Below are 23,460 nucleotides of genomic sequence, written 5' to 3'. Positions count from 1 at the left end.
CGAAATTCTTAGGACCAGACAAGATCCTTCTTAAGGTACGTCGTGAGCACCGCCCTCAGGCCACCGGAACCGCTGCCGGCTCCGCCGCGGCCGGCGCCCGCCGAGCCTCCCGATACTCCAGCCAGGACAACAGCGGTGTCGTCATCAACGTCGTGACCAGCGCGACCAGCACCAGCACGGTGAACAGCGACGAGTTCACGATCCCGGCCTCCAGGCCCACGTTCAGCGCGATCAGCTGCATCAGGCCCCGCGCGTTCATCAGGGCGCCGACCCGCAGCGCGACCCCGCTCGGTTCGCCCCGCAACCGGGCGGCGGCCCAGCACGCCCCGAACTTCCCGGCGATGGCGACGGTCACGCAGGCCGCCGCGAACAGCAGCACCCGCGGATCGCCGAGCAGGCCGAACTCGGTCCGCAGACCGGAGAACGTGAAGAACAACGGCAGGAACACCGCGGACGCGACCGGCGTCAGCGTCTCGACCACCTGATCGGAGCGCTCCGAGCGGGGCATGACCACGCCGACCGCGAACGCGCCGAAAACCGCGTAGAGCCCGATCTCGTCGGTGTACCAGGCGACCAGGAACAGCAGCGCCACCGTGCCGAGCAGCCGGCCCCGGTCGTCGAGACGGCCGGCGCGCATCAGCGCCCCGGTCACCCGGCCCCCGCCCAGCCACAGCACCAGCCCGAAGACGACCGCGCCGCCGGCGGTGACGAACGCCGGGCCGGCCTTCCCGGACGCGAACGCCAGCACCACCGCCAGCATGATCCAGGCGACCATGTCGTCGATCGCGCCGCTGGCCAGCGCGAGCGAGCCGTGCCGGGTGCCGGCGTGACCGCGCTCGGTGATGATCCGGGCCAGCATCGGGAACGCGGTGATGGCCAGGGCCACCCCGACGAACGCGGCCGACACCCCGATCGACACGCCGTCCGGCCGGATCGGCACGGCGTCAGCGGTCACCAGGACCAGCAGCACGCCGAGCAGCAGCGGCACGGTCACCCCGGCCAGCGAGACCGCACCCGCGGTGCCGGCCAGGTTGGTGACCCGGTGCGACTTGAACGCGTACCCGGCCTGGAACATGAACAGCACCAGGCCGACCTGACCGACCACGTAGAGCACCGGCAGCAGCGGGGCCGGGAACAACGCCGCCTGCACCTGCGGGAACAGCAGGCCGAGCAGGGACGGCCCGAGCAGCACCCCGGCCAGCATCTCGCTCACCACCGGTGGCTGGCCGGCCTTGCCCAGCAGCCAGGAGACGAGGCGGCAGAACAGCAGGATGACCGCGACCGCGATGAAGAACCGCGGCGCGAGCTCGGTGGGGGTCACGGGCAGGCCTCCTCGAAATAGGTGGTGCAGAGCTTCTGGCGCCGGGCGTCGAGCACCATCCAGGTGCCGAGGACCAGCTGCTTGACCGAGCGGCCGGCGTCGGCGAGCCGATCGGCGCGGCGCAGCGCGATCAGCCGGCCCTGACTCGGACCCGGGTGACCGATAGGGGTCAGGTAGGCGGGGCCGCGACCGGGCAGCGAACGGGTGTGCGCGACCGACGAGGCGACGGTGAAGCGGCGCAGCACCTCACGGGTGGCGGCGCGCAGCATCACCGGGGCGGCGCCGCGGGCCGGGCACGCACGGTTGGCGGTTATGCCGTACGGGACGAAATTGGCCTCTTTTCGTGTGAGGGTCTTCCAGCGATCCGGGTCGAAGGTGTCGTCGGCGGCCGGGCCGGTGCGCTGGAACGCCAAGTAGTTGAAGAGGAGCACCGAGCCGGTGGGCAGCGTGACGTCGCCGGCGGTGATCGGCGCCGAGGTGATCCGGTGGGCGATGCCGAAGAGCGGATGCACCCGCAGCGTCTCGTCGATGAGCCGGTCGAGCGAGTCGTCCGATAGGTCTGTCTCGTAGCCGGCGGCGCACAGCAGGACGTGGGCCATCGCCTCGGACATCTGCACGACGGCCGTGTTGAAGAACGCGCCCTGCAGGTACCAGGTGGTTTCCATCGCCGTGAACGGTTCGGGCAGGACCACCGGGCACGTTCCGGCCTCGACGCGGGCGAGCAGGTGGCGGGTCAGCCGGTCGCGGCGGCGCATGTGGCGCAGGCTCAGCCCCTTCAGCGCGGTGACGACGTCGTCCGCGTTGGCGACTATGAGTTTGCGCACCTCAGGAGGGCATTGTTCGCCGAAGACGAGCTCGTGGAAGACCTCGGCCCAGACCGGCATCATCAGGTCCCGCAGCCGGACGAGGGAGGTCCGCCCGGCCGGAAGCTCGTCCAGGACGCGCCGGGTTGCGGCGGTCGCCAGCTCGTCCGAGCGCGGGTGCGGCACGGCCAGAACCCTGCGCGTGGTTCGCGCGACCGTCTGATAACGATCACCGGGTTCGAGGTGCTCCTGGTGCATCTGCGGGCCGGGCGCCAGCCAGTACCAGAACAGGTCGGACAGCCCGGCGCCGCGACTGCGCCCGTCCGCGGCCGGATCGCTGTAGACCTTCTCGAAGTGCTCGGCGCCGACCAGCGGACCCGGGATCGGGATGCCCTCGGCGCCGTTGACCCGCTGGAAGATCCACTCGCGGAGCCGGATCACGGCGCTCATCCGGCCACCGCCACGAGGTCGGGGGTCAGGTCGGTGGGGTGTCCGGCGCCGGCCAGGGCCATGACGTGGTCCAGGTCGGCGGTCAGCTTGCGCAGGTGGTCGCGGACGGCCTCGGGGCCGCCGGTGGCGAGGGCGTGCAGGATCGGGCGGCCGAGCAGGACCGCGTCGGCGCCCAGGGCCAGGGCGATCAGCACGTCGGTGGCGCGTCGGATTCCGCCGTCGATCAGTACCGGGATCCGTCCCCCGACCGCTTCGGCCACGGCGGGCAGGGCGTCGATCGTGGCGATGGCACCGTCCAGCTGCCGGCCGCCGTGGTTGGAGACGATCAGGCCGTCGACGCCGTGATCCACGGCGAGCCGGGCGTCGGCCGGGTGCAGCACGCCCTTGAGCAGGATCGGCAGCCCGGTCATGGCCCGCAGCCGCGCCACCACGTCCCAGCCGAGCGTTGTGTCCATCACGACGTCCCGCACCCGGCCGGTGTCGTCGCGCATGTTCTCGCAGGTCAGGCCGGTGGGTAGGTCGGTGAAGCCGTTGCGGACGTCGCGTTCGCGGTGGCCGTGGACGGGGGAGTCCACGGTCACCACCAGGGCCCGGCACCCGGCCGCCTCGGCGCGCTCGACCACCGCCGCGGTGAACCCGAGGTCCGGCTGCGGGTACAGCTGGAACCACAGCGGGCCACCGGCCCCGGCGATCACCTCGACCGGCTGGTTGGCCGCCATGCTGACCACCATGACGGTGCCGGCGGCGGCCGCCCCCAGCGCGGTCGCCGCCTCACCGCCCGGGTGGGCCAACAGGTGGAACGCGGTCGGCGCGACCAGGATCGGGGTGGCCAGCTCGGTGCCGAACAGGGTGGTGCGCAGGTCCCGGTCACCGGTCGCGCGCAGCACCCGGGGGACGATCCGCAGCCGATCGAACGCGGCGAGGTTGCCCCGCAACGTGCGCTCCTCGCCGGCGCCACCGGCGAAGTAGTCGGCATGGACCGGGTTCATGTCACGCCTCGGTCAGACTGCGCGCGACGAACTCCCGCAACGGTTCGACGTGGACGCTCGGCCGGTCCCACCGGTTCTCCAGGTTCTCGGCCAGATGGTGCGTGGCCACGGCCGTGCCGTCGCGGTAATGGCGGACGACCGGGTGCAGGTAGGCGGCGTCGTGAGCCTGACCGGGAACGTCCTGCGCGATCCGGCTGACCGTCACGTCGAACGGGTCGACCTGGTCGTGCTCCGGGCCGTACTCCAGAGTGACCACGAACGCGTGCCGGTAGTCGTGCTCGGCCGTGGCCAGGCCGTGCGTGGCGAACCAGTCGACCGGCACCTCGTCGTGGTAGCGGGCGTCACCGGCGGCGACGGTCACCACGTCGGCCAGGACACTGAACTGCTGCCAGAGCGCGGACGTCCGGTTCACCCGGGCGATGATCGCGTCGGTCACGGCCTCCGGGGTGGCGTCCAGCTTGTCGGCCGGCCACGGGACTCCCGCGTACGTACGCTCAAGAATTTTGTGCAGAGCGCGCACGGCGTACCGGAAGCCGTGGATGAAGCCGTTGGTGGATTTCTTGAAATCCCGGACCTGACTGATCGTCCCGGCGAAATACAGGCCGGGCACGTTGGTCGACTCCCAGGCCTCGGTCTGCGCCGGGAAACGATCCCGCACGGTCAGCTCCGGTCGGCAGGAATCGTCGAAGACGGACGCGTCGAAACGGAAGCCGGTGCAGGCCAGGACCCGGTCGTAATACAGCTCCTTGACGACCTCGTTCGCCCGGGAGAAACCGAAGGCGACCCGGAAACCGTCACCGTCGCGCTCGATGCTCTTCACCGTGCCGTCGAGGATCGCATTGGCCGACTTCAACTGGTACGTGTCGAGGAAGTTGTTGTTGACCGCGCGCAGATGGCCCACGTAATGCGTCCGCCAGGCCAGATGCACCGAACTCGGCCCGGCCACATGAATGACCGAGGTCGTCTCCATCAGGTTGTCCGCGGTCTCGAACGCCGAGTTCCCCTTGCCGATGATCAGCACCCGCTGGTCCAGGAAATCGCGCGGGTCGACCGACATCTCGTCGTAGCCCTCGGCCAGCTCGAACCCGGGAATGTCGGGCCGATAGGTCTTCGAGACACCGGTCGCCACGATCAGCCGCCGGGCCGTGAAAGTCTGGTCACCGGCGTCGACCTGGAACAGATCGCCGTTCCGGTGAATCCGCGTCACCCGGGTGTCGTAACGGACCCGCAGGCCGCGGGCGAAGTCGCTCAGATAGGTGAGCATGACGTCGGCGTGCGGGAAATAGCGCTCGGTGTAGCGGGTGAACAACAGCTCCGGATCGTCGCTGAGCAGCGAATTCCAGTCCAGCCGCAGATTCAGCTCGGGATCGGTGGTGCCGGTGTGCGGCTTGTTGATGGAGATCAGGGTGCGGTGGCGCGGATACCGCTCGAAGAAGGCGCCGGGACGGCTCGCGCCCTCCAGCACCAGGTAGTCGCGCCTGCCGTCGGCTTCCAGCAGGGCGGCGAGCTGCAGGCCGGCCGGGCCGGCCCCGACGATCAGGTAATCAAGCGGCATGCCGCCGACGGTACGAACCAGAAATCAGTGATATTTCAGAACGGATGTCAGCGACCGTCTATCAACCGTGCGCTGGCCGCGACGGTCTCTTCTGTCTGGGCCCGGCGGCCGGTCTCGTAGGCGGCGAAGGCGGTTGCCGGATCGGCGTGGTCGCACAGGGCTGCGGCCAGGGCGACCGCGTCCTCCAAGGCCATCGACGCGCCCTGCGCCGCGGCCGGGGTGGCGGCGTGGGCGGCGTCGCCGACCAGGACCATCCGATCGTTGTGCCAGTGCGGTGTGGTCGGGATGTCGTAGGAGTCGCCGCCCACGACGTCCACAGTCGCGGCGACGATCGCCGCGGCGGGAGTGGGATCGTCACGGAACAGATCCGCAACGGGCCGGCGACCACCACTCATCCGGGCGAACCACCAGGTGCGGTCGTCGCCGGCGGGAACCGTGAAGCCGAAGAACGCCCGGCTGCCACGGATCATGTGGTACTCGTCCGGGTCGACGCCGGCCGGGTTGCCCGGTGCGTAACCGTAGACGACGTGCTGCCCGGAGTTCCGTGGCTGCGGCGCCTGCGGGTCGATGAGCCGCCGAGTCCGCGAATGGATTCCGTCCGCGCCGACCAGCAGACCCCCGGCGACGGTCCCGCCGTCCTCGAACGTCACCTCGACCCCGCCGTCACCGGCCGTGGCCCCGGTCATCCGCCGACCATGATGCACCGGGATCCCGCGGGACACGGCGAGCTCCTGCAACGCCCGGTAGAGCGCGGCCCGCGTCACCGACCGCGCCGCCCCCTCGATGGGGCGTCGTCCCAGGTGTTGGCCCTGCGCGTCCCAGAGCGACACCGCCCGCGCCGGGCCGGAGACCGCCGCCACCGCCTCGGCCGCGCCGATCTCGCCGAGCGCGCCCATCCCGTTGGCCATCACGGTCAGGAACGCACCCGCGTCCTCCCCGCCGGACGGGTGCGCCTCGAAGATCTCGGCCGCGATCCCGGCCCGCTGCAGTGCCAACGCCGTCGCCGCGCCCGCGACGCCCCCGCCCACGATCACCACCGACATCACCCCATTGTGGTGCACGGGCTGGCAGAGTGGTGGGCGTGAATCTTGAGGAGGGCGCCGGGCTGCTGCACCGGCTCACGTCGTACGTGCCGGACCGGGAGTGGGACGTCCCCGCCGACGACCCCCGGGTGCGCCACGACCTGACCCCGAACGACTCGGCGACGGTGCCACCGCAGATGAAGGCCTACCCGGACGACCTGGAAGCCCTGGCCCTGCCGGGCGAGCTGCCCGATCCGGGATTGAGCGCCGCGGCGGTGCTCGCCGGGGTTACCGGGCCGGCCCGGCCGTTGGACGCCGCCCAGCTGGGCCGGGTGCTGTTCCTGGGCGCCGGCGTGGTCCGGACCGGCAAGCGCGACGGGCGCACGATCCTGTACCGGGCGGCCGGCTCGGCCGGGGCCCGGTTCCCCCTTGAGGTCTACGCCAGCGCGGTCGGCGTGGCCGGGGTCCCGGACGCCGTCTACTGGTACGACGCGGTGCGGCACGCCCTGGTCCGGGTCGCCCCGGCCGCCGGCGGCGACGTGACCACCCTGATCGTGACCGGGGTCCCGTGGCGGACCGGGTGGCGCTACGCCGAACGCGGCTGGCGGCATCTGTACTGGGACGCCGGCACCGTCCTGGCCCAGCTCTCGGCCGCCGCGAACAGTGCCGGTCTCCGGCCGCGGCTGCGCTCACTGTTCCCCGACGCGGCCGTGCGGGACCTGGTCGGTGCCGACGGGGTGCACGAGTACCCCCTCGCGCTGCTGTCGCTCGGCGACGGCGCACCGGCGATCGAACCGTCCGGCCCGGCCGTGCCGGGTGAGCTGCCCGAAGTGGAGTTCCCGCTCGGCACCGCGGCCCAGCGCGCCGGCGACCGGGACACCCTGGGGGAGCCCTGGCCGGACGCGCCGGCGCTGGACGCGACCCCGCCGTCGGACTCGCTGGACGAGGTCATCCGCCGCCGGGGCTCGCAGCGGCGGATGGACCGCTCCCGGACGCTGACCGCCGAGCAGCTGCGCTGGCCGGTGGCGGCGGCCCTGCGCGGGATCCCGGTGCCGCACTGGGTCGCCGTGCACGGCGTCGACGAGGTCCCGCCCGGGATCTACCGCTGGCCCGACCTGGAGAAACCGCTGCGGGCGGCCGAACTGCGCGACGAGCTGCTGCGGGTCTGCCTGGACCAGGCCCTGGCCGCCGACGCGGCCTACGTGGTCATCGCGGCCACACCCCTGTCCGGCCTCGACGACCGGAGCTACCGCGACGCCCAGCTGGCCGCCGGGCTGGTCGAGGGCCGCCTGCACCTGGCCGCGTACGCCCTGGGCGCCGGCGCCTCCGGCATGACGTTCCTGGACTCGGAGGTCCCGGCCCTGCTGGGCGAACCGGACGACCTGGCGATCCTGCTGTTCACCTGCGTCGGCGTCCCCGAGTACCGGTCCCGCCCGGGCGGCGGACCGGGCACCCCGGTGGCCGTCCGCCGCGTCACCCCACGCCTCGGCAGCTGACCCCGGCAGCCACGAGCTGGACCGCCGCCACTGCGCTCGGCCGTCCCGGTGATCCGCGGGTGATTAAGCCACTCCTGGATGCTTCGGAGCACGACGACGAGACGGACGAGGACTGAGCCGTCGGCCCGTGACCCTCGGTGTGCGGTGCCGGGCCGGGCTCACGCTGCCGGGTCGGTGCCCGGGGTGGACCAGGACTCGACGATCTCGGCGGCTCGGCGGACGTCGGCGTCCAGGGGGCGGTCCGGGTCGATCGGGGGGATGGCATCGGACAGGGCGGTGAGCAGGGCGGCGCAGGCCGGGGCGGTCGGGGTGCGGGCGCCGACGTGCACGGCCTGGCGCAGGCCCAGGGCCAGCGAGCCGGTGATCAGGCTGAGCAGGCGGGACTGGTCCAGGGCGCGCAGCGCCGACTGGGTGCCCAGCGGGATGACGTCCTGGTTGTGCAGGTTGGTGGGCAGGCTCTGGATGCTGGCCGGCATCGCGTCGCGGCGGATCTCGGCGATCAGGGCGGTCGAGGCGAGCTGGACGCCCTGCAGCCCGTGCTGCTGCCCGGGGCCGGCCGCCAGCATCGGCGGGAGGCCGCCGTTGCGGACCGGGTCGACGAGCAGGTCCAGCTGGCGTTCGGCCAGGTTGCCGAGCTGGGCCAGGACCATGGTGAGCATGTCGGCGGCGAAGGCGGCCGGTTGACCGAAGAAGTTTCCTCCGTGGACGACCTGGTCGGCGCCCGGGAAGAACAGCGGGTTGTCGCTGACCCCGCTCAGGTCGGCCGTGACCACGCCGTCGGCGTAGCGCAGCGCGTCCTCGGCCGCGCCGAGCAGCTGCGGCGTGCAGCGGATGGAGTACGGCTCCTGCAGCGGCCGCGTCCCGGACGGGGTCGCGCCGGACAGGAAGCCGCGCATCGCGGCGGCCACGTCCCGGGCCCCCGGGTGGCCGTAGAGGTCGAGAAGCCCCTGGTCGAGGAACTGCGGATCGCAGCCCAGCAGGTCGGCCAGCACGCACGACAGCAGCTGGATGACCCGGTGGGAGGTGCGGACTCGGTCCAGGGCCAGCGCGGTCGCCGCGGTGGTCAGCGAGGTGCCGTTGACCAGGGCGAGCGCGTCCCGGCCGTCCAGGGGCAGCGGCTCCAGGCCGCATCGGGTGAGGGCTTCGGCGGCGGGCATTCTCACCCCGTACGCATAAGCGTCTCCTCGCCCGCGCAAAGCCTGCGCCGCGGCGCCCAGCGGGATGAGGTCGCCGCTGGCGCCGACCGAGCCCAGGCGCGGCATCGCCGGGGCGAACGTGGTGCCCAGCGCGGCGGCGAGGGCGTCGACGACGTGCGGGGACACGCCCGAGGCGCCGCGGGCGAGCGAGTGTGCGCGGATCAGCATGGTGGCCCGGGCCAGGTCGGGGTCGATGTCCGGGCCCTGGCCGGCGCCGAGGTGGGCCAGGGTGTTGTCGGCCTGGTCGCGCTGGTCGGCGCGGCCGGCGTAGCCGACCAGGGCGCCGAATCCGGTGGTGGCGCCGTAGACCGCGCGGTCGTCGCCGAGCACCTTGGCCAGGAAGACCCGCCCGGCCGTGACCCGTTCGCGGACCGGCGGACCGGCCAGTACGGTGATCGGTGCGCGGGCGGCCCGCAGGTCGGCGATGCGCAGCGGGGCCGCCAGATCCACCTCGATCGTCATGAACCGGGACGCTAGTGAGGACTTCTCAGAACCCTCTGAAATCGCGCCGGTAACTTCCGCGGCATGACGCACGACTACCTCATCATCGGCGCCGGGCCGGCCGGCCTGCAGCTCGCCGCGCTGCTGGAGCGCGACGGTCATGACTACGTCGTCCTGGAGGCCGGTGACGCGCCGGGAACGTTCTTCACCCGCTATCCCCGGCACCGCACGCTGATCTCCATCAACAAGGTCTGGACCGGTTCGGACGACCCCGAGTTCAACCTGCGGGCGGACTGGAACTCGCTGCTCACCGACGATCCGGCGCTGCTGTTCAAGAACTACAGCCGCAAGTATTTCCCGGCCGCCGACGACCTCGTGCGGTACCTGGCCGACTTCGCCGCCGGCCTGAACGTCCGCTACGGCCGGACGGTCGAGCGGGTGTCGCAGGCCGAGGGTATCTTCACGGTCGCCACCGCGGCGGAGACGTTCAGCGCGCGGCGGGTGGTCGTGGCCACCGGGGTCTCGCAGCTCTACGTGCCGCCGATCGAGGGCGCCGAGCTGTGCGAACGTTACGACACGGTGAGCGTCGACCCGGAGGACTTCGTCAATCAGCGGGTGCTGATCATCGGCAAGGGGAACTCGGCCTTCGAGACCGCGGACGCGCTGGTGGAAACGGCCGCGGTGATCCACGTGGCCGGTCCGCACTCGGTGCGGCTGGCCTGGCAGACCCACTACGTCGGACACCTGCGGGCGGTGAACAACAACTTCCTCGACACGTACCAGCTGAAGTCGCAGAACGCGGTGCTGGACGGCACGGTCGAGCGGATCACCGCGCGCGAGGACGGCGGTTTCCGGATCGTCTTCCGCTACGCCCGGACCAGCGAGCGCCTGCGCGAGATCGACTACGACCGGATCATCCTGGCCACCGGGTTCCGGTTCGACGCCTCTGTCTTCGACGAGTCGGCCCGGCCGGAGCTGGCGATCAACGACCGGTTCCCGGCGCTGACCCCGGCGTTCGAGTCGGTCAACGTGCCCGGCCTCTACTTCGCCGGGACCCTGTCGCAGCAGCGTGATTTCAAGAAGTCCACCAACGGATTCATCCACGGCTTCCGGTACGGCGTCCGCGCCCTGCACCGGATCCTCCGGAGCCGTCACCATGACACCCCGTGGCCGTCGGTGCCGGTCGAGGTGACCCCGGAGGCGATCACCGACGCCATCGTCGCCCGCATCAACGTGTCGTCAGCGCTGTGGCAGCAGTTCGGCGTGCTGGCCGACGTGGTCACGGTCGGGGACGGCGCGGCCCGCTACTACGAGGAGGTGCCGGTCGCCTACCTCGGGCCGGAGCCGCTCGCGTTCGTGGTCACCCTGGAGTACGGGCCCGGCCACGACCAGATCGACCCGTTCGACATCACCGTCCCGCGGATCGCCGAGAACGACGCCACGACCGCGCACGAGGCCAGCTACCTGCACCCGGTCGTCCGGGTGCGCCGCGACGGGGTGGTGGTCGCCGAGCACCACCTGGCCGAGAACCTGGAGAACCACTGGAACATCCCGCCGGTGCACCAGGAACCCCTGGCCCGGTTCATCAAGGGCGTTCTCTGACGATGTGGCCGGATCCGGTACTCGACCTGCTCGCCGACGACGGCGACCGGCCGGTCTTCGAGGAGGGCGGCCGGGTGGTCACCGCCGCCGGGATGTCCACGCTGGTGCGGCGGATCGCGGCCGGGCTGCGGCACCACGGGCTCGGGCCGGGGCGCGGGGTGGCGCTGCGGCTCGGCGTGAACGCGCGGGCGTTCGCGACGACGATCGCGGCGTTCGCGGTCGGGGCGCGGGTCTCCGGGATCCCGTCCGGGCTCGCTCCGGGACAATTGTCCTACCTGCTGGAACGGGACGACGCGGTGCTTCTCGAGGACGACGACGTGCGGTCGCTCGCCGACTTCCCCGGTAGGTCCCTGCGGGCGGCCGGTCGGGCCGGCGACGTCGCGCGGATCATCTACACCAGCGGGAGCACCGGCGACCCCAAGGGCTGCGCCCAGACGTACGCGGCGATGTCCGCGGCCTGGGCGCCGCACCCGGACCGCTGGCCGCCGGCGATCGCCGAACTGGCCCGGCGACTCGACCGCTACCTCGTCTTCGGCTCACTGAACAGCCAGGTCATGCTCGAGTACGGCATCCTCACGCTGGCCGCGGGCGGGACGCTGGTCGCCGCGCATCCGCCGGCCTTCCCGGGCGCGATCGTCGAGCACCGCGCCACCGCGAGCGTGATCACGGTCGGCAAACTGCATCAGCTGGTTCGCGCCCAGCGGACGAACCCGGTGGACCTGAGCAGCCTGAAGGCGCTGATGGTCTCCGGCTCGCCGCTGGAGCCGGGCCGCCTGCGGGAGGCCCTGGACGTGCTCGGGCCGGTCGTCTTCCACGGCTACGGCCAGACCGAGACCGGCATGATCGCGATGGCCACCCCGGACGACCCGCCGGACTCGGTCGGACGGCCGCCGTCGGTCACCTCGCTGCGATTCACCGACGGCGAGCTGTACGTGCGCACCCCGGCCCAGGCGAGCTCGTACTGGGGCGACCCGGAGGAGTCGGCGCGCGTCTTCACCGACGGCTGGGTCCGCACCCGCGACCTGGCCACGCTCGGCGACGACGGCTGCCTGCGCCTGCTCGGCCGGGCCCGGGACGTGATCATCGTGCAGGCGACGCTGGTCTATGCCGGCCCGATCGAACGCGCGCTCGCGAGCGATCCCACGGTCGCCGAGGCCTACGTCGTCGGGCGTCCCGACGACGAGACGGGAGAGGCGATTCACGCGTACGTCGTCCCGGTCACCGACCGCATCCCGGACCCCGCGACGCTGCGCGCCCTCGTCGAGTCCCGCCTCGGCCCTTATTCGGTCCCCCGGTCGGTGACCGTCATCGATCGCGTCCCGCTGGCTCCGAGCGGCAAACCCGACAAGGCCGCCCTCGCCGTCGGCTAGCCCTGCTCGGTGCTGGTGAACCGGCGGGAGTGGTGGATCAACGGGCGGTCCTCGGGGCCGTGGAAGACCTCGACGACCTGGGCGATGACCAGGGTCGAATCACCCACGGGTACGAGGTGCAGGGGCTCGCTGCGCAGCGCGGCGACCGCGTCGGCCAGGATCGGCTCGCCGGTCGGCAGGATCGTCCAGCCCTGGTCCGGGGTGAAACGGTCGCCGCCGGAGTGCGCGAACTGGTGGGCCAGCGCGGCGTGCCGGGTGCCCAGCAGGTGGACGACGAAGCTCGGCGCGGCCAGCAGGGTCCGCGCCGAGTAGGTGCCCAGGACCGAGAACGACAGGGCCGGCGGGTCGACCGCGACCGACGCGACGCTGGAGGCGGTCAGACCGACCGGACCGTCCGGGCCGGTGGCGGTGATCACCGCCACTCCGGTGGGATATCGGCGGAATGCGCCTTTCATGCGGTCGCCGACGTCCTGCCGTGTTCCCAGATCCACGGGCGAACGCTAAAACCTCAAGTCCACTTCATGTCAAACCGTGCGGCAGGATGGTGACATGGAACCTCTGCGCGTGGAGCGTGATCGGGACGCCACCGGACGGGCCCGCAACGCCCGGCCCCGGGACGGGCTCGGCCGCCCGCTCCCGCACGGCCTGACCGGCGTCCCGACCACCCCGGAGGACCTCGTGCTGCCCCCGGCCGAGGCGTTGCGCGAGGCCGAGCGACTGCTCGTCGCCGGCCGGCCCTTCCACGCCCACGAGGTGCTCGAAGGGGCGTGGAAGGCCTGCGACGACGACACCCGCGAACTGTGGAAGGGGCTGGCCCAGCTCGCCGTCGGGGTGACCCACCTGCGGCGGGGCAACGACGTCGGCGCGATCCGGCTGCTGACCCGGGCCGGGGAGCGGATCTCGGCCTACGCGGAGGACGCCCCGCACGGCATCCCGGTCGCCGACCTGACCGCCTGGGCCCGGGACCTCACCGCCCGGATCGGTCAGGGCCCGATCCCGGAGGAACTGCTCGCGCCGCGGCTCAGATCTTCGGAATGACGACCTTGGCGACCTTCTTGGCGGTGGCCAGGTTCTCGGCGTCCGAGCCGCCGCGCACGTACACGTCGATCTGCACGGTGCCGTAGAGCACATACAGATGCCCATTGGCCGAGTACGCGTCCTCGCCCACCCCGTCCACGGTCTCCGCCTCGGCGACCGTGACCTTGAACTCGTCGGCCGTGGTGCGGCTCAGGAAGAGCGCGAGCTGGCCGTTGTCCTGCTGCCACTGGCAGAACCGGCTGACGTCGCCCTCGGAGGCGCCGTCCTTGTCGATCTGCGTGATGTTGTGCCCGGTCAGGCCGGTGACCTCGGCCTTGGTGAGCAGGGTGCACGGGTCGGGGATGTTCCCGCCGTCCTTGACCGAGTCGGTGCTGCCGCCGGTGTCCTCGGTCGGCTTCGCGGTCGTCGGCGTCGGCTTGGCGGTGGCCGTCGCGGCGGGAGCCGCTGCCTTGTCGGTGTCGGCGTTGTTGATCACGCCGCATCCGCCGATCCCGAACAGGATGACGGCGGCCAGGACGACAGGGCGGTGCTTCACGAATGCTCCTCAGCGTGGGGGTGGTGACCAGCTAGATCGCATCATGAGAGGGGCCGTCAACCCCAGACCCGGACGCCCGGAGTCACCCGTCGGCGTCGCGATGTCGTGCCGGTCCGGGGGACTGCCGAAGGTGGCCTTCGTGGTGTAAGAAAACCCCGGAAGACCCGCGACGGGTCTTCCGGGGCACACGAACCGTGTCAGCCTCGCGGCGGTTGGTGAGGGCCACCGGGACCGCCGGGGCCACCGGGTGCGGACGGGCCACCCAGCGGGCCGCCGGGACCACCCGGACCACCGGGCTGACCCGGGCGTCCGGGCCCACCGGGCTGACCGGCCCGCCGGGACCACCCGGGCCGGCCGCCGGTCCGCCGGGACCACCCGGACCACCGGGCTGACCAGGGCGTCCAGGACCGCCGGGGCCACCGGGCTGACCCGGGCCACCAGGCTGACCCGGGCCGCCGGGACCGCCGGGACCGCCGGGACCGCCGGGGCGGCCGGGTGGGGACACCACCGGCGGGCCGACCGGACGGCCGCCGGGGCCGATGACCGGGCGGGCCACGGTCCAGGTGGTGAGCTGCCACATTCCGTGCTGGCCCCGGTCGCAGACGAAGTCGCGCCATTTGCCGAGCAGTTTCCCGGTGGTGCCGACCCATTGGCAGTTGTCCTGCGCGCCGAAATAGCCGATGACGTCCACGTCGAGCCTGGGCCCCGGATTATCCGCGGCCTGAACGGGACCGGCGCCCATGGCGATACCGGAGACAATGCCGGCGGCCACCATCACCAGCCCTTTTGCTTTGTTCACCTCTCAGCCTTCCTGTTCGCGGTCAACCGGTCGAGTCAAACAGGGGACGGGGCCGGCCGGGGCGTCGTCGGCGCTTTTCCGGCCGACTGCATGAGGGCCTTATAGAATGGCCGGAACTCAGGGCAGCGGCAGCGGTGACTGCGGTTTCGTGACGGCGAACGCGAAGGTCGTCTTGATCGAGGCGAGGGCGGGGATCGGCCGGATCTCCCGGCGCAGCAGGTCCTCGTAGGCCGCGAACGACGGGATGACGATCTTCACGAGGTAGTCGTCGTCGCCGGCCAGCAGGTACGCCTCGACCACCTCCGGGATGGCCCGCAGTCGCGTCTCCACCTCGTCGACCACCGCCGACGTGTGCGAGAGCAGCGTGAGCCGGGCGAACGCGGTGATCGGCAGCCCGACCGCGTCCTGCGACAGGACGGCCGTGTAGCGCTCGATCACCCCGGACTCCTGCAGCTGGCGGACCCGGCGCAGGCACGGTGACGGGGAGAGCCCGACCCGGTCGGCCAGTTCCTGGTTGGTGAGGCGCCCGTCGCGCTGCAGTTCGAGCAGGATCTGCCGGTCGATCGAGTCCAGGGTCGTCATTGGCAGATTCTGCCACTGGAGGGCCCGGCACTGGCAGAATTAGCAATCGCGTGCCGGGCGATTCTTCCTAGATTCACGGCATGAAACGGAAGAGCGGCCTGGCCGCGCTGGCGGTCGCCGTCGTCCTGTGGGCGTCGTTCGCCCTCACCATCCGCGGGCTCGGCGCCACCGGTCTGACCCCCGTCGACGCCGCCGTGCTGCGCTTCGTCACCCCGGTGATCCTGCTGGCGCCCTGGCTGCCCCGGGCGTTCCGGGCGGTACGCCGCGAGCGTCCCGGCACGATCCTGGCGCTGAGCCTGGCCGGCCTCCCGCACTACCTGCTCTCGGCACTCGGCGGTCGCCTGACCTCGGCCGCGCTCACCGGGCTGCTCCTGCCCGGCACGGTCCCGCTGTTCGTGGCCGTCATCCTGGTCGTGTGGCGCGGTGACCGGCCGAGCGGGCGGCGGGTGCTGGCGCTGGCCGCGATCGCGCTCGGGGTGGCGGCGACCGCCCTGCTGACCGGGTCGGCGGCGACCACGGCCGGGGTGGGGATCCTGCTGGCGGCCGGGTGCGCGTGGGCGGTCTACACGATCGCGCTGCGGCACACGCGGCTCGATCTGACCAGCGTCGTACTCGTCGTGTGCGTGCCGTCGGCCCTGGTGGCCGTGGCGCTGGAGTGCACCGGGCCGGCGCCGATGCATCTGGCCGGCGCTTCCCCGTCGTACGTAATCGTGTTGATTCTTCTTCAAGGTGTGGGAACCGGGATCTTCTCGACGCTCAGCTACGTCTACGCGGTGCGGCGGCTGGGCAGCGCGATTCCGGCGGTGACCGGTGCGCTGAGCCCGGTGCTGACCACGCTGCTGGCCGTGCCGATCTTCGGCGAGCCGGTCACCGCCGGTGTCCTGGTCGCGTTGGCGCTGGTCACCGGCGGTGTCGTCGGCTACAACCGGGCGTCAGTGCGGGCTGACGCGGACCTCGGGCGTGAGCTGGTCGTCGAACCAGGACGCCTCCCGCAGCGTGTCTAGCAGCCGCTGCCGGCCCTCGGCGTCCTGCCGGTCGATGAACAGGACACCGTCGAGGTGGTCGGTCTCGTGCTGCATGCAACGGGCGAGGATGCCGTCGCCGACCACCTGGACCGGGTCGCCCTTCTTCGTGTAGCCCTTGGCCAGCACGTTCATCCGGCGCTTGGTGTCCAGGTAGATGCCGGGGATGGACAGGCAGCCCTCCGGGCCGGACTGCTCGGCCTCGTCGGGGAACTCCAGCACCGGGTTGACCAGGTGGTCGAGCTTCAGATCATTTCCGGGCAGGTCCGGGTTGATCGCGAAGACCCGCAGGCCGACGCCGATCTGCGGGGCGGCCAGCCCGGCGCCGCGGGACTGGACCAGGGTTTCGGTCAGGTCCTTGACCAGCTGGTCCAGCTCGGCGTCGAAATCGGTCACCGGCGCGGCGATCTGGCGCAGCACCGGATCACCGACCTTCCGGATGGAGACTACGGTCACAGCGGCCCTCCAGGGATTGATGCGTCACCTATTTCGTACGCCATGAGGTGCGCCCGCGACCAGTCGGCCACCGCACCCAGTACCGGGATGACGGTGCGGCCGAGCTCGGTCAGCGAGTACTCGACCCGGGGCGGATGCCGCATGTACAGGGTGCGCTGCAGCAGTCCGGCCGACTCCAGCTCGCGCAGCCGCTGCGCCAGCGTCGCCGTGCCGACCGGATAGAGCCGGCTGCGCAGGTCGCCGTAGCGCAGCGGGCCGTCCGCACCGAGCGCCCACAGGATGTGCGGCGACCATCGGCTGAAGATCAGGTCGACGGCCGGGGAGAGCGGGGAGCCGGTGGTCAGCGAGGAGGAACCCATATCGCCTACGACGCATCACGCGCCCCGCCGTTCAATTCCCGGGTGACATCTGTCATCGGGAGGGGGTGACGATCGGCCTCTCAAGAGGTCGACCAACGTCCATAGTGTTCGGGGCATGGATCACACGGATTCGCCGGCCTTCACCGGCCGTGACGGGGCGGCCTGGTACATCTCGATCCTCGGCGGGCTCAAGCGCCGCGGCGGATGGAAGATGCCCCAGGACCTGCGCTTCGTGAGCCTGCTGGGCGGGGTCAACCTGGACCTGAGCGGGGCCGGTCTGGAGGCCGGGCAGACGTACTGGGTCACCAAGATCAGCCTCGTCGGCGGGGCGTCGCTGCAGGTGCCGGACGGGGTGAGCGTGGTCGCCGAGGGCTTCCGGATCTTCGGCCCGGTGCGCAACGCGGCGCCGGTTCGGGGCGGGGACGAGATCGTCGTGCGGGTGCGCTGCTTCGGCCTGGTCGGCGGGGTGCACGTCGAGCGGGTGTGACATCGACGGGTGTGCGCTCGGCCCGGTTCGGGTATCGGCGCAGGCGTGGAGAACAGCGCGGACGACAGCCGTACGGGAAATGACTCGGAAAAGGACAAGGGAAGCTCCTGGACGGTGATCGTGGCGGTGGCCGCCAATCTGGCCATCGCCATAGCGAAGGTCGTCGCCGGGTTCCTGACCGGGTCGGCGTCGATGTGGGCCGAGGCCGCGCACTCGATCGCGGACACCGGCAACGAGGTGTTGCTGCTGGTCGGATTGCGGAAATCACGCAAAGGACCCGACGAGAAACACCCTTTCGGGTACGGGCAGGAACGTTATTTCTGGACGTTCCTGGCCGCGCTGGGGATCTTCCTGGTCGGTGGCGTCCTCTCGATCGGTGAGGGTGTGCGCAGCCTGATGAATCCGGAGCCGGTGGAATCGCTCTGGGTCGGTATCGGGGTGCTGGTGGTGGCCGCCGGATTCGAGAGCTATTCGTGGTACACCGCGCACAAACAATTGCGCGAGGAGGCCCGCGAGCAGGACCGGTCGATGGGTCACCACCTGCGGCACGCGTCCGACCCGAGCGCGACGACGGTCTTCCTGGAGGACACGGCCGCGCTCATCGGTCTCGCGGTCGCCCTGGCCGCGCTGGTGCTGCACGCGACCACCGGGTGGGCCGGCTGGGACGCGGTCGGCAGCCTGCTCATCGGCCTGCTGCTCATCGTCGTGGCGTTCCTGCTGGCCCGGCGGTCGAAGGGCCTGCTGCTGGACGAGTCCGCGCCGGCCGACGTGCTCGACCCGATCCGCGAGCGGGTGGCCGGGGAGGACTGGGTGGCCTCGATCCGCGATCTGCACGGTGTGTGGGTCGGGCCGTCGCAGTTGCTGGTAAATCTGTGGGTGACCCCGGCCGTCGACGACGACCTGGTGGGTCGGGTGACCCGGCTGCGGCGTGCACTTCTGGATGACGAGTCGATCACCCAGGTGACGGTCACCCTGGAGTGATCGGTTCGGTGCTGGAGCCTATCGGCGCAATAGGAAATGGCGCGCTTTGGATTCATCGGAACGACCGAATAATGACTCGGTTACTGTCCCTACATACTAACAAAACGTACATTAATTTACCCAGGCGGCATTTTTCGTAAACCCCAGCGAAGCGGGCATTCTCCGGGACAGGCTTATGGATGCGCCGAGCCGACCGGCCGGCGCCCGGGCTTCGAGCGGGAAAACGAGAGGGCGCGCGGGGATGAGTGCGGTTGCCACAGAGGTGGCGCGGCGGAAGACGGGCACGCTGCAGGACCTGGTCTCTCCGCTGGGAGGCCTGATAACCGGGGTCGGGCAGCTGGCGGTCGAACCCTCCAACCCACCCCTGAAGGTCTTCTCCGCCGACCTCGGTGACGTGTCCACCGTGATGGCCACCATGTGCGGGCCGGACTGCCTGGGCAGCCTCGACGGCACCGGCACCGGCGTCGACCCCGACCTCGCGCGGACCGTCGGGATCGCCGAGGCGCTCGAACGGTACGCGAACTGCCTGTACGACGACGCCCAGCTGCACTGGGCCACGGCCGACGAGCTCGGGGACGAGGCACTCGACCTGGACGTGCTGCCGCGCTGCTCGGCGACCGAGCTCGCCGACCCGCGGTGCCCGCTCACGCTGCCCGACAAGTCGGGGCGGATGCGGTGGATCCGGGGGATGAACCTGCGTACGCGGAAATTGTCGTGGGTCCCGGCGGTGCTGGTCTACATGCACTACTCGGCGCACGGGGCGGAGAGCATCACCAACCCGATCTCGACCGGCGCGGCGACGCATTACGACCCGGTCCGCGCGATCACCGGCGCGCTCTGCGAGGTGATCGAGCGGGACGCGATCAGCCTGATCTGGCTGCAGAAGCTCGCGCTGCCGCGGATCGAGCTGGACGTGGTGACACCTGAACTGCAGCGCTACCTCGACCTGTACGCCGACCGGGACGTCACCGTCCAGCTCTTCGACGCGACCACCGACCTGGGCATCCCGACCGTGTACGGCGTCTCGATCGCCCCGAACCACCCGGCCTGCAGCATCGTCGTGTCGTGCGCCACCGGCCTCGACCCGCAGATCGCCGCGGCCAAGGCGATCTCCGAGACCGTCTCGGTGCGGATCGCGCTGCAGGGCGAGAAGGCCCCGGACGACGTGCAGGACTTCAGCGGGGTGTCGGACGGCGCGATCTACATGGGCGCCCCGGAACGGGCCTCGGCGTTCGACTTCCTGACCGGCAGCACCGCGCGGCGCAAACTCTCCGAGATGCCGAACCTGGCGACCGGGGACTCGGCGGCCGACCTGCGCGTGGTGCTCGGCCGGCTGGACGCGGCCGGGCTGGACTCGTACGTCGTGGACCTGACCCCGGACGAGGCGATCCGCGCCGGGATGACCGTGGTCCGCGCGGTGATCCCCGGACTGCTGCCGCTCTCCTTCACGTACCGCTCGCGCTTCCTGGGCAGCCCCCGGTTGTACGAGGCGCCGGTCCGGATGGGGTACCCGAGCCGGGCCGAGTCCGAGCTCAACACGTGGCCGCAGCCGTTCGCCTGATGGGAGTCAGCATGTATCACCTGATCGTCACCCCCGTCGGACCGTTCGGATTCGCGGTCGCCGAGCGGCTGCGCGACCTGGTCCCCGACGTCTCCGTCGTCGATGCGCCCGATGGCGTTTTATCGCGAAAAAACGGACAGCCGAGCGTGAACCTTCTCGCCGCCTGGCGTCGCACACCCCACCTGGAACACGAGTTCGACGAGGAGTCCCACCGCACCGGCCGGCCCTGGCTCCCGGTCATCCTCGACCACCCGATGCTCGAGATCGGCCCGGTCGTCGTCCCCGGACTGGGCGCCTGCCAGGACTGCTACCGCCGCCGGCAGGCCCAGCACGACAACGCCCGGGTGATCCGCGCCGCCGTCGGCGAGTACTACGACGCCCACCCCGACGCCGGACCGGACGGCTACCTGCCCTCGACGGCACTGCTGGCCGCGGCCGCCGCGGCCGACGTGGTCGAGCGGCTGCGCGACGACCCGGCGGCCGAGGCCGGACGGATCCGCCAGATCGAGGTGCCGACCCAGCAGATGCGGGCCGGCCGGGTGGTCGGCGTGCACGGCTGCCCGCGGTGCGGGACCGGACGGGACGAGACGACGCGGTCGTACGAACGACTGCCCGAGATGCTGCAGGGAGTGTGGCGATGACCCCGGTCGAGGAAGTCACCCGCAACGACGGGCGGATGGACGCCGCGACCATGGCCTACGCCGTGGCCGCCGACCCGCAGTTCGTCCCGCCCGTACGCCCGTGCCTGGCCGCCGGCCTGGTCCAGGTGCCGCTGGTCGACGGCATCGCGTTCCCCGGCACCGGCAACCGGCAGACCGTGCTGCGCGGACGCTCGGCCGTCCAGCTGATCCCGCGGCTGCTGCCCCTGCTGGACGGCACCCGCACCGTCGAGGAACTGGGCGAACTGCTCCCGCGGGTGCCGCTGAAGACGCTGCACGCCTGCGTGTCCCTGCTCTACGTGAGCGGCCTGCTGCAGGACGGGCCGATCGGCGAGGCCGTCGAGGTGATCCCGGCCGAGGTCGCCGGATACCTCGGCCGGAACCTGGACACCACCCGGGTCAACCGCAGCCGCAACCAGGCCTGCGAACGCCTGGCCCGCACCCGCGTGCTCATCGCCGGGACCGGTCCGCTGGCCGCGATGCTGCGCACCGAACTGGCCGGGGCCGGCGCGGACGCGCACGCCTGGACCGGTGACGCGCTGACCACCGGTGACCTGGTGGTCGCCGTCGACGACGGGAACACCACCGCGCTGACCGAGGTCGAGGAGGCCTGCCGCAAGGCCGGCATCGGCTGGTTGCGGACCGCCGTGGGCGCCGACCGGGCCGAGATCGGGCCGCTGTTCGACGCCCGCTACTCGTGCTGCTACGACTGCTTCGCGCGGAACCGGACGGCCCCGGCGGGCGAACCCTCGGCGGTCCGGGCGGCGATCTGGGCGGCTCTGGCCGCGACCGAGACCGTTCACCTGCTGGCCCGGGTCGGCGAGGTGCCCTCGATGCAGGTCTGCACCGTCTACGACCTGGGGGAGTGGTCCCGGCAGGTGATCGGCGCCTATCGCCGGCCGGGCTGCCCGACCTGCCTGCCGGCCGATCCGCGGGCCGAGACCGATCGGTCGCCGCTGGCCCACCGTTACGAGCAGGCGGTCACCTTCCCGCCCCGCGAGTGGCTCAACCTCAAGGAACACCAGGCGCACTACCGGCCCGCGAACCACGCGCTGCAGCGCTACAACAAGCAATATCAGGCCGCTGCGCGCCTTCCGCTGGGCGACGGGTCACTCTCACACCTTCTTCGCCGTACGGCGGGTCTGCGTGATCTGGGTGACCGGGCGCTCCCGGGGCAGGTCAGCCGGTGGTCGCCGACCGGCGGAAACCTGGGCTCGGTCCAGGCGTACCTGCTCGCCCTCGACGTCGACGGGCTGGACCCGGCCTGGTACTTCTACCAGCGGGCCGACCACACCCTGGGCCGGGTCCGCGCCGCCACGGCCGGGGTCTGCCCGGCGCTCGAGGAGACCGGCCCGTCCGCGCTGCTCGTGCTCACCGGCGCGCTCGGCGTCGTCGCGGCCAAGTACCACGACTTCGCGTACCGGATCCTCGGCCTCGATGCCGGGGTCGCGCTCGCCCAGCTCTCCGCCGTCGCCGCGACCCGCGGCGTGACCACCCGGTTCGCCGCCCGCTGGGACGACGCGGCGTTCCACGACGCCCTGCGTCTCGACCCCGACGCCGAGCCGGTGACCGCCGTGGTCGCCCTGGGAGGCCTGCGATGACCGTGACCGTGGACGAGGACCGCTACCGGCTCCTCGAGGACCTGATGATCGACTCCCGCCTCGACGCGGACAGCGCCGGGCGCCCCCTGGCCCCGGTGCCCGCGTACCTGCTGCCCGCCCCCGACCAGGGGCCGATCATCGAGCTGCCCGAGCCGGCCGCCCCGCGCGCCGGCCTGGACGACGTGCTGTTCGGCCGGACCGCGGTCCGCGACTACGAGCCGATTCCGATCACCGCGGCCGAACTGTCCGCGGTCTGCGCGGCGGCCGAGCGGATGGACGCCGACTCCTGGGCGTCCGAGCGGGACGGCGGCGTCGGCCTGGAGTTCTACTGCGCGGCCTGGCGGGTCACCGGCGTCGACACCGGCCTCTACCGGTACCTGCCCGGACGCGACGCCCTGCGCCGGGTCGCCAGTCTGCCGGACGGGCCGGACGCCGCCGAACTGGTCATGCAGTCGGAGTTCGCCCAGGCCGCGGCCGTGCTGGTGATCACCGGCAACCTGGCCGGCTCGCTCGCCCGGCACGGCAGCCACGGGCACCGCCTGCTGCTGTCCCGCGCCGGAGCGGCCGCGCACGCCGCCTGGCTGGCCGCCCTGCGCCTGCACCTGGGCGGCTCGGTCTTCGCCGGGCTGCTGCCCCACGTGTTGCGGGAACGCGCGGGCGCCGACGGATATCACCGGGCGCCGCTGCTCGCCTTCGCCGTCGCGCACCCCGCGGCCGAACCGGCGGCGTAGCACCCGGTCCACAGTCTGGGGTCCGCGCATCCGGCGTCCGGGCCCCGGCCGGACGGCCGATCCGGCCGCCCGGAGTTCTGCATGGACACGACACATCGAAGGAGCTGAGTCGCATGCACAGTGAACTGAACGGACCCGAGGTCTTCGAGGAACTCGACCTCTGGCTCGAGGACGACCTGACCGCCGAGCAGCTGCCGACCGTGGTCAGCGCGTCGCTGCTGGGTACGGGCGGTTGCGGTGGCGGATGTGGCGGATGTGGCGGTTGCGGCCCCTGTGGCCATTGCGGCCCGTGCGGCCCCTGTGGCCCGTGCCGGTCCTGCCACCACTGCGGCCCGTGCGGCCACTGCGGCGGCTGCGGCGGAACCCGCGGCATGCACTGACGGTCGTCAGATGAATTCGACCGG

24 protein-coding genes are annotated in these 23,460 nt (G+C 71.8%); 12 read left to right on the top strand and 12 right to left on the bottom strand.

Annotated elements, in window-relative coordinates:
• Positions 1–55: 55 nt before the first annotated feature.
• Genes ACSHV8_RS19560 through ACSHV8_RS19540 form a run of 5 tightly spaced genes read right to left on the bottom strand, consistent with a single transcriptional unit; the run spans position 56 to position 6,164 of the window.
• Positions 56–1,321: a cation:proton antiporter gene (locus ACSHV8_RS19560; RefSeq protein ID WP_436535100.1), complete on the bottom strand. Its 1,266-nt coding sequence runs from the start codon at positions 1,319–1,321 to the stop codon at positions 56–58.
• Entirely contained in the window at positions 1,318–2,574 is a 1,257-nt protein-coding gene (locus ACSHV8_RS19555) for a cytochrome P450 (protein ID WP_436535098.1), read from the bottom strand. The genes ACSHV8_RS19560 and ACSHV8_RS19555 overlap by 4 nt, the downstream gene beginning before the upstream one ends.
• Complete coding sequence (locus ACSHV8_RS19550; protein ID WP_436535096.1) at positions 2,571–3,563, bottom strand: alpha-hydroxy acid oxidase; 993 nt, start codon at positions 3,561–3,563, stop codon at positions 2,571–2,573. Before ACSHV8_RS19550 ends, ACSHV8_RS19555 begins: the two co-directional genes overlap by 4 nt.
• A gap of 1 nt (position 3,564) precedes the next feature.
• Positions 3,565–5,118: an NAD(P)-binding domain-containing protein gene (locus ACSHV8_RS19545; RefSeq protein WP_436535094.1), complete on the bottom strand. Its 1,554-nt coding sequence runs from the start codon at positions 5,116–5,118 to the stop codon at positions 3,565–3,567.
• Between the two features lie 47 nt (positions 5,119–5,165).
• Positions 5,166–6,164, bottom strand: a complete 999-nt coding sequence (locus ACSHV8_RS19540) for an FAD-dependent monooxygenase (RefSeq protein WP_436536828.1) — start codon at positions 6,162–6,164, stop codon at positions 5,166–5,168.
• A 35-nt stretch (positions 6,165–6,199) separates the two neighbouring features.
• Between ACSHV8_RS19540 and ACSHV8_RS19535 the strand changes: the two genes are divergently transcribed.
• Positions 6,200–7,636 (top strand): hypothetical protein, encoded by a 1,437-nt coding sequence (locus tag ACSHV8_RS19535; RefSeq protein WP_436535092.1) that lies wholly within the window; start codon positions 6,200–6,202, stop codon positions 7,634–7,636.
• A gap of 158 nt (positions 7,637–7,794) precedes the next feature.
• Here ACSHV8_RS19535 and ACSHV8_RS19530 read toward each other — a convergent pair whose 3' ends face one another.
• Positions 7,795–9,294, bottom strand: coding sequence for an aromatic amino acid ammonia-lyase (locus ACSHV8_RS19530; RefSeq protein WP_436535090.1), 1,500 nt, complete (start codon positions 9,292–9,294; stop codon positions 7,795–7,797).
• 63 nt (positions 9,295–9,357) lie between these two features.
• Here ACSHV8_RS19530 and ACSHV8_RS19525 point away from each other — a divergent pair, with 63 nt between their 5' ends.
• Together ACSHV8_RS19525 and ACSHV8_RS19520 are read left to right on the top strand one after the other, a co-directional pair.
• Entirely contained in the window at positions 9,358–10,875 is a 1,518-nt protein-coding gene (locus ACSHV8_RS19525) for an NAD(P)-binding domain-containing protein (protein ID WP_436535088.1), read from the top strand.
• 2 nt (positions 10,876–10,877) lie between these two features.
• Positions 10,878–12,245 carry a class I adenylate-forming enzyme family protein gene (locus ACSHV8_RS19520; RefSeq protein ID WP_436535086.1) on the top strand — a complete coding sequence of 456 codons (1,368 nt, stop codon included), beginning with the start codon at positions 10,878–10,880 and terminating at the stop codon, positions 12,243–12,245.
• Here ACSHV8_RS19520 and ACSHV8_RS19515 read toward each other — a convergent pair.
• Positions 12,242–12,736, bottom strand: coding sequence for a flavin reductase family protein (locus ACSHV8_RS19515; protein ID WP_436535084.1), 495 nt, complete (start codon positions 12,734–12,736; stop codon positions 12,242–12,244). The genes ACSHV8_RS19520 and ACSHV8_RS19515 overlap by 4 nt on opposite strands.
• A 58-nt stretch (positions 12,737–12,794) precedes the next feature.
• Here ACSHV8_RS19515 and ACSHV8_RS19510 point away from each other — a divergent pair, with 58 nt between their 5' ends.
• Positions 12,795–13,283, top strand: a complete 489-nt coding sequence (locus tag ACSHV8_RS19510; RefSeq protein WP_436535082.1) for a DUF309 domain-containing protein — start codon at positions 12,795–12,797, stop codon at positions 13,281–13,283.
• Here the strand turns inward: ACSHV8_RS19510 and ACSHV8_RS19505 are convergent.
• The 3 genes from ACSHV8_RS19505 to ACSHV8_RS19495 all read right to left on the bottom strand — a co-directional run bounded on the left by ACSHV8_RS19505 (position 13,267) and on the right by ACSHV8_RS19495 (position 15,199).
• Positions 13,267–13,818 (bottom strand): DUF3558 family protein, encoded by a 552-nt coding sequence (locus ACSHV8_RS19505; protein ID WP_436535080.1) that lies wholly within the window; start codon positions 13,816–13,818, stop codon positions 13,267–13,269. The genes ACSHV8_RS19510 and ACSHV8_RS19505 overlap by 17 nt on opposite strands.
• A gap of 82 nt (positions 13,819–13,900) precedes the next feature.
• The gene (locus ACSHV8_RS19500) at positions 13,901–14,617 is read right to left on the bottom strand and encodes a hypothetical protein (protein WP_436537378.1); all 717 of its coding nucleotides are present in this window, start codon (positions 14,615–14,617) and stop codon (positions 13,901–13,903) included.
• A gap of 117 nt (positions 14,618–14,734) precedes the next feature.
• Complete coding sequence (locus ACSHV8_RS19495; RefSeq protein ID WP_436535078.1) at positions 14,735–15,199, bottom strand: Lrp/AsnC family transcriptional regulator; 465 nt, start codon at positions 15,197–15,199, stop codon at positions 14,735–14,737.
• Between the two features lie 80 nt (positions 15,200–15,279).
• On the opposite strand from ACSHV8_RS19495, the gene ACSHV8_RS19490 reads away from it, so the two are divergent.
• On the top strand, positions 15,280–16,203 hold the full coding sequence (locus tag ACSHV8_RS19490) for a DMT family transporter (protein ID WP_436535076.1): 924 nt from the start codon (positions 15,280–15,282) through the stop codon (positions 16,201–16,203).
• On the opposite strand, the gene def is transcribed toward ACSHV8_RS19490, so the two are convergent.
• Both def and ACSHV8_RS19480 read right to left on the bottom strand, forming a co-directional pair.
• Complete coding sequence (gene def, locus ACSHV8_RS19485; RefSeq protein WP_436535074.1) at positions 16,132–16,677, bottom strand: peptide deformylase; 546 nt, start codon at positions 16,675–16,677, stop codon at positions 16,132–16,134. The two genes, ACSHV8_RS19490 and def, sit on opposite strands and share 72 nt — an antisense overlap.
• The gene (locus ACSHV8_RS19480) at positions 16,674–17,036 is read right to left on the bottom strand and encodes a winged helix-turn-helix transcriptional regulator (RefSeq protein WP_436535073.1); all 363 of its coding nucleotides are present in this window, start codon (positions 17,034–17,036) and stop codon (positions 16,674–16,676) included. The genes def and ACSHV8_RS19480 overlap by 4 nt, the downstream gene beginning before the upstream one ends.
• 115 nt (positions 17,037–17,151) lie before the next feature.
• On the opposite strand from ACSHV8_RS19480, the gene ACSHV8_RS19475 reads away from it, so the two are divergent.
• The 7 genes from ACSHV8_RS19475 to ACSHV8_RS19445 all read left to right on the top strand — a co-directional run bounded on the left by ACSHV8_RS19475 (position 17,152) and on the right by ACSHV8_RS19445 (position 23,436).
• A complete protein-coding gene (locus ACSHV8_RS19475; protein WP_436535071.1) occupies positions 17,152–17,523 on the top strand; it encodes a hypothetical protein in 372 nt (123 codons plus the stop codon).
• A gap of 45 nt (positions 17,524–17,568) precedes the next feature.
• A complete protein-coding gene (locus ACSHV8_RS19470; RefSeq protein WP_436535069.1) occupies positions 17,569–18,504 on the top strand; it encodes a cation diffusion facilitator family transporter in 936 nt (311 codons plus the stop codon).
• A gap of 241 nt (positions 18,505–18,745) precedes the next feature.
• Positions 18,746–20,065, top strand: coding sequence for a YcaO-like family protein (locus tag ACSHV8_RS19465; RefSeq protein ID WP_436535067.1), 1,320 nt, complete (start codon positions 18,746–18,748; stop codon positions 20,063–20,065).
• 146 nt (positions 20,066–20,211) lie between these two features.
• Positions 20,212–20,706 carry a TOMM precursor leader peptide-binding protein gene (locus ACSHV8_RS19460; RefSeq protein WP_436535065.1) on the top strand — a complete coding sequence of 165 codons (495 nt, stop codon included), beginning with the start codon at positions 20,212–20,214 and terminating at the stop codon, positions 20,704–20,706.
• A complete protein-coding gene (locus tag ACSHV8_RS19455) occupies positions 20,703–22,325 on the top strand; it encodes a nitroreductase family protein (protein ID WP_436535063.1) in 1,623 nt (540 codons plus the stop codon). Before ACSHV8_RS19460 ends, ACSHV8_RS19455 begins: the two co-directional genes overlap by 4 nt.
• Positions 22,322–23,056, top strand: coding sequence for a nitroreductase family protein (locus ACSHV8_RS19450; RefSeq protein ID WP_436535061.1), 735 nt, complete (start codon positions 22,322–22,324; stop codon positions 23,054–23,056). The genes ACSHV8_RS19455 and ACSHV8_RS19450 overlap by 4 nt, the downstream gene beginning before the upstream one ends.
• 113 nt (positions 23,057–23,169) lie before the next feature.
• Complete coding sequence (locus ACSHV8_RS19445) at positions 23,170–23,436, top strand: hypothetical protein (RefSeq protein ID WP_436535059.1); 267 nt, start codon at positions 23,170–23,172, stop codon at positions 23,434–23,436.
• Positions 23,437–23,460: the final 24 nt, after the last annotated feature.

It is taken from the genome of Actinoplanes sp. HUAS TT8 (assembly GCF_051380535.1).
GTDB lineage: Bacteria > Actinomycetota > Actinomycetes > Mycobacteriales > Micromonosporaceae > Actinoplanes.
This window is presented reverse-complemented; position numbering and strand designations above follow the sequence as displayed.

Coding starts and splice junctions, on each gene's coding strand:
- ACSHV8_RS19530 (WP_436535090.1), bottom strand. CDS start 9,294: ATGACGATCGAGGTGGATCTGGCGGCCCCGCTGCGCATCGCCGACCTG.
- ACSHV8_RS19555 (WP_436535098.1), bottom strand. CDS start 2,574: ATGAGCGCCGTGATCCGGCTCCGCGAGTGGATCTTCCAGCGGGTCAAC.
- ACSHV8_RS19510 (WP_436535082.1), top strand. CDS start 12,795: ATGGAACCTCTGCGCGTGGAGCGTGATCGGGACGCCACCGGACGGGCC.
- ACSHV8_RS19445 (WP_436535059.1), top strand. CDS start 23,170: ATGCACAGTGAACTGAACGGACCCGAGGTCTTCGAGGAACTCGACCTC.
- ACSHV8_RS19490 (WP_436535076.1), top strand. CDS start 15,280: ATGAAACGGAAGAGCGGCCTGGCCGCGCTGGCGGTCGCCGTCGTCCTG.
- ACSHV8_RS19545 (WP_436535094.1), bottom strand. CDS start 5,118: ATGCCGCTTGATTACCTGATCGTCGGGGCCGGCCCGGCCGGCCTGCAG.
- ACSHV8_RS19495 (WP_436535078.1), bottom strand. CDS start 15,199: ATGACGACCCTGGACTCGATCGACCGGCAGATCCTGCTCGAACTGCAG.
- ACSHV8_RS19455 (WP_436535063.1), top strand. CDS start 20,703: ATGACCCCGGTCGAGGAAGTCACCCGCAACGACGGGCGGATGGACGCC.
- ACSHV8_RS19475 (WP_436535071.1), top strand. CDS start 17,152: ATGGATCACACGGATTCGCCGGCCTTCACCGGCCGTGACGGGGCGGCC.
- ACSHV8_RS19465 (WP_436535067.1), top strand. CDS start 18,746: ATGAGTGCGGTTGCCACAGAGGTGGCGCGGCGGAAGACGGGCACGCTG.
- ACSHV8_RS19550 (WP_436535096.1), bottom strand. CDS start 3,563: ATGAACCCGGTCCATGCCGACTACTTCGCCGGTGGCGCCGGCGAGGAG.
- ACSHV8_RS19480 (WP_436535073.1), bottom strand. CDS start 17,036: ATGGGTTCCTCCTCGCTGACCACCGGCTCCCCGCTCTCCCCGGCCGTC.
- ACSHV8_RS19450 (WP_436535061.1), top strand. CDS start 22,322: ATGACCGTGACCGTGGACGAGGACCGCTACCGGCTCCTCGAGGACCTG.
- ACSHV8_RS19525 (WP_436535088.1), top strand. CDS start 9,358: ATGACGCACGACTACCTCATCATCGGCGCCGGGCCGGCCGGCCTGCAG.
- ACSHV8_RS19520 (WP_436535086.1), top strand. CDS start 10,878: ATGTGGCCGGATCCGGTACTCGACCTGCTCGCCGACGACGGCGACCGG.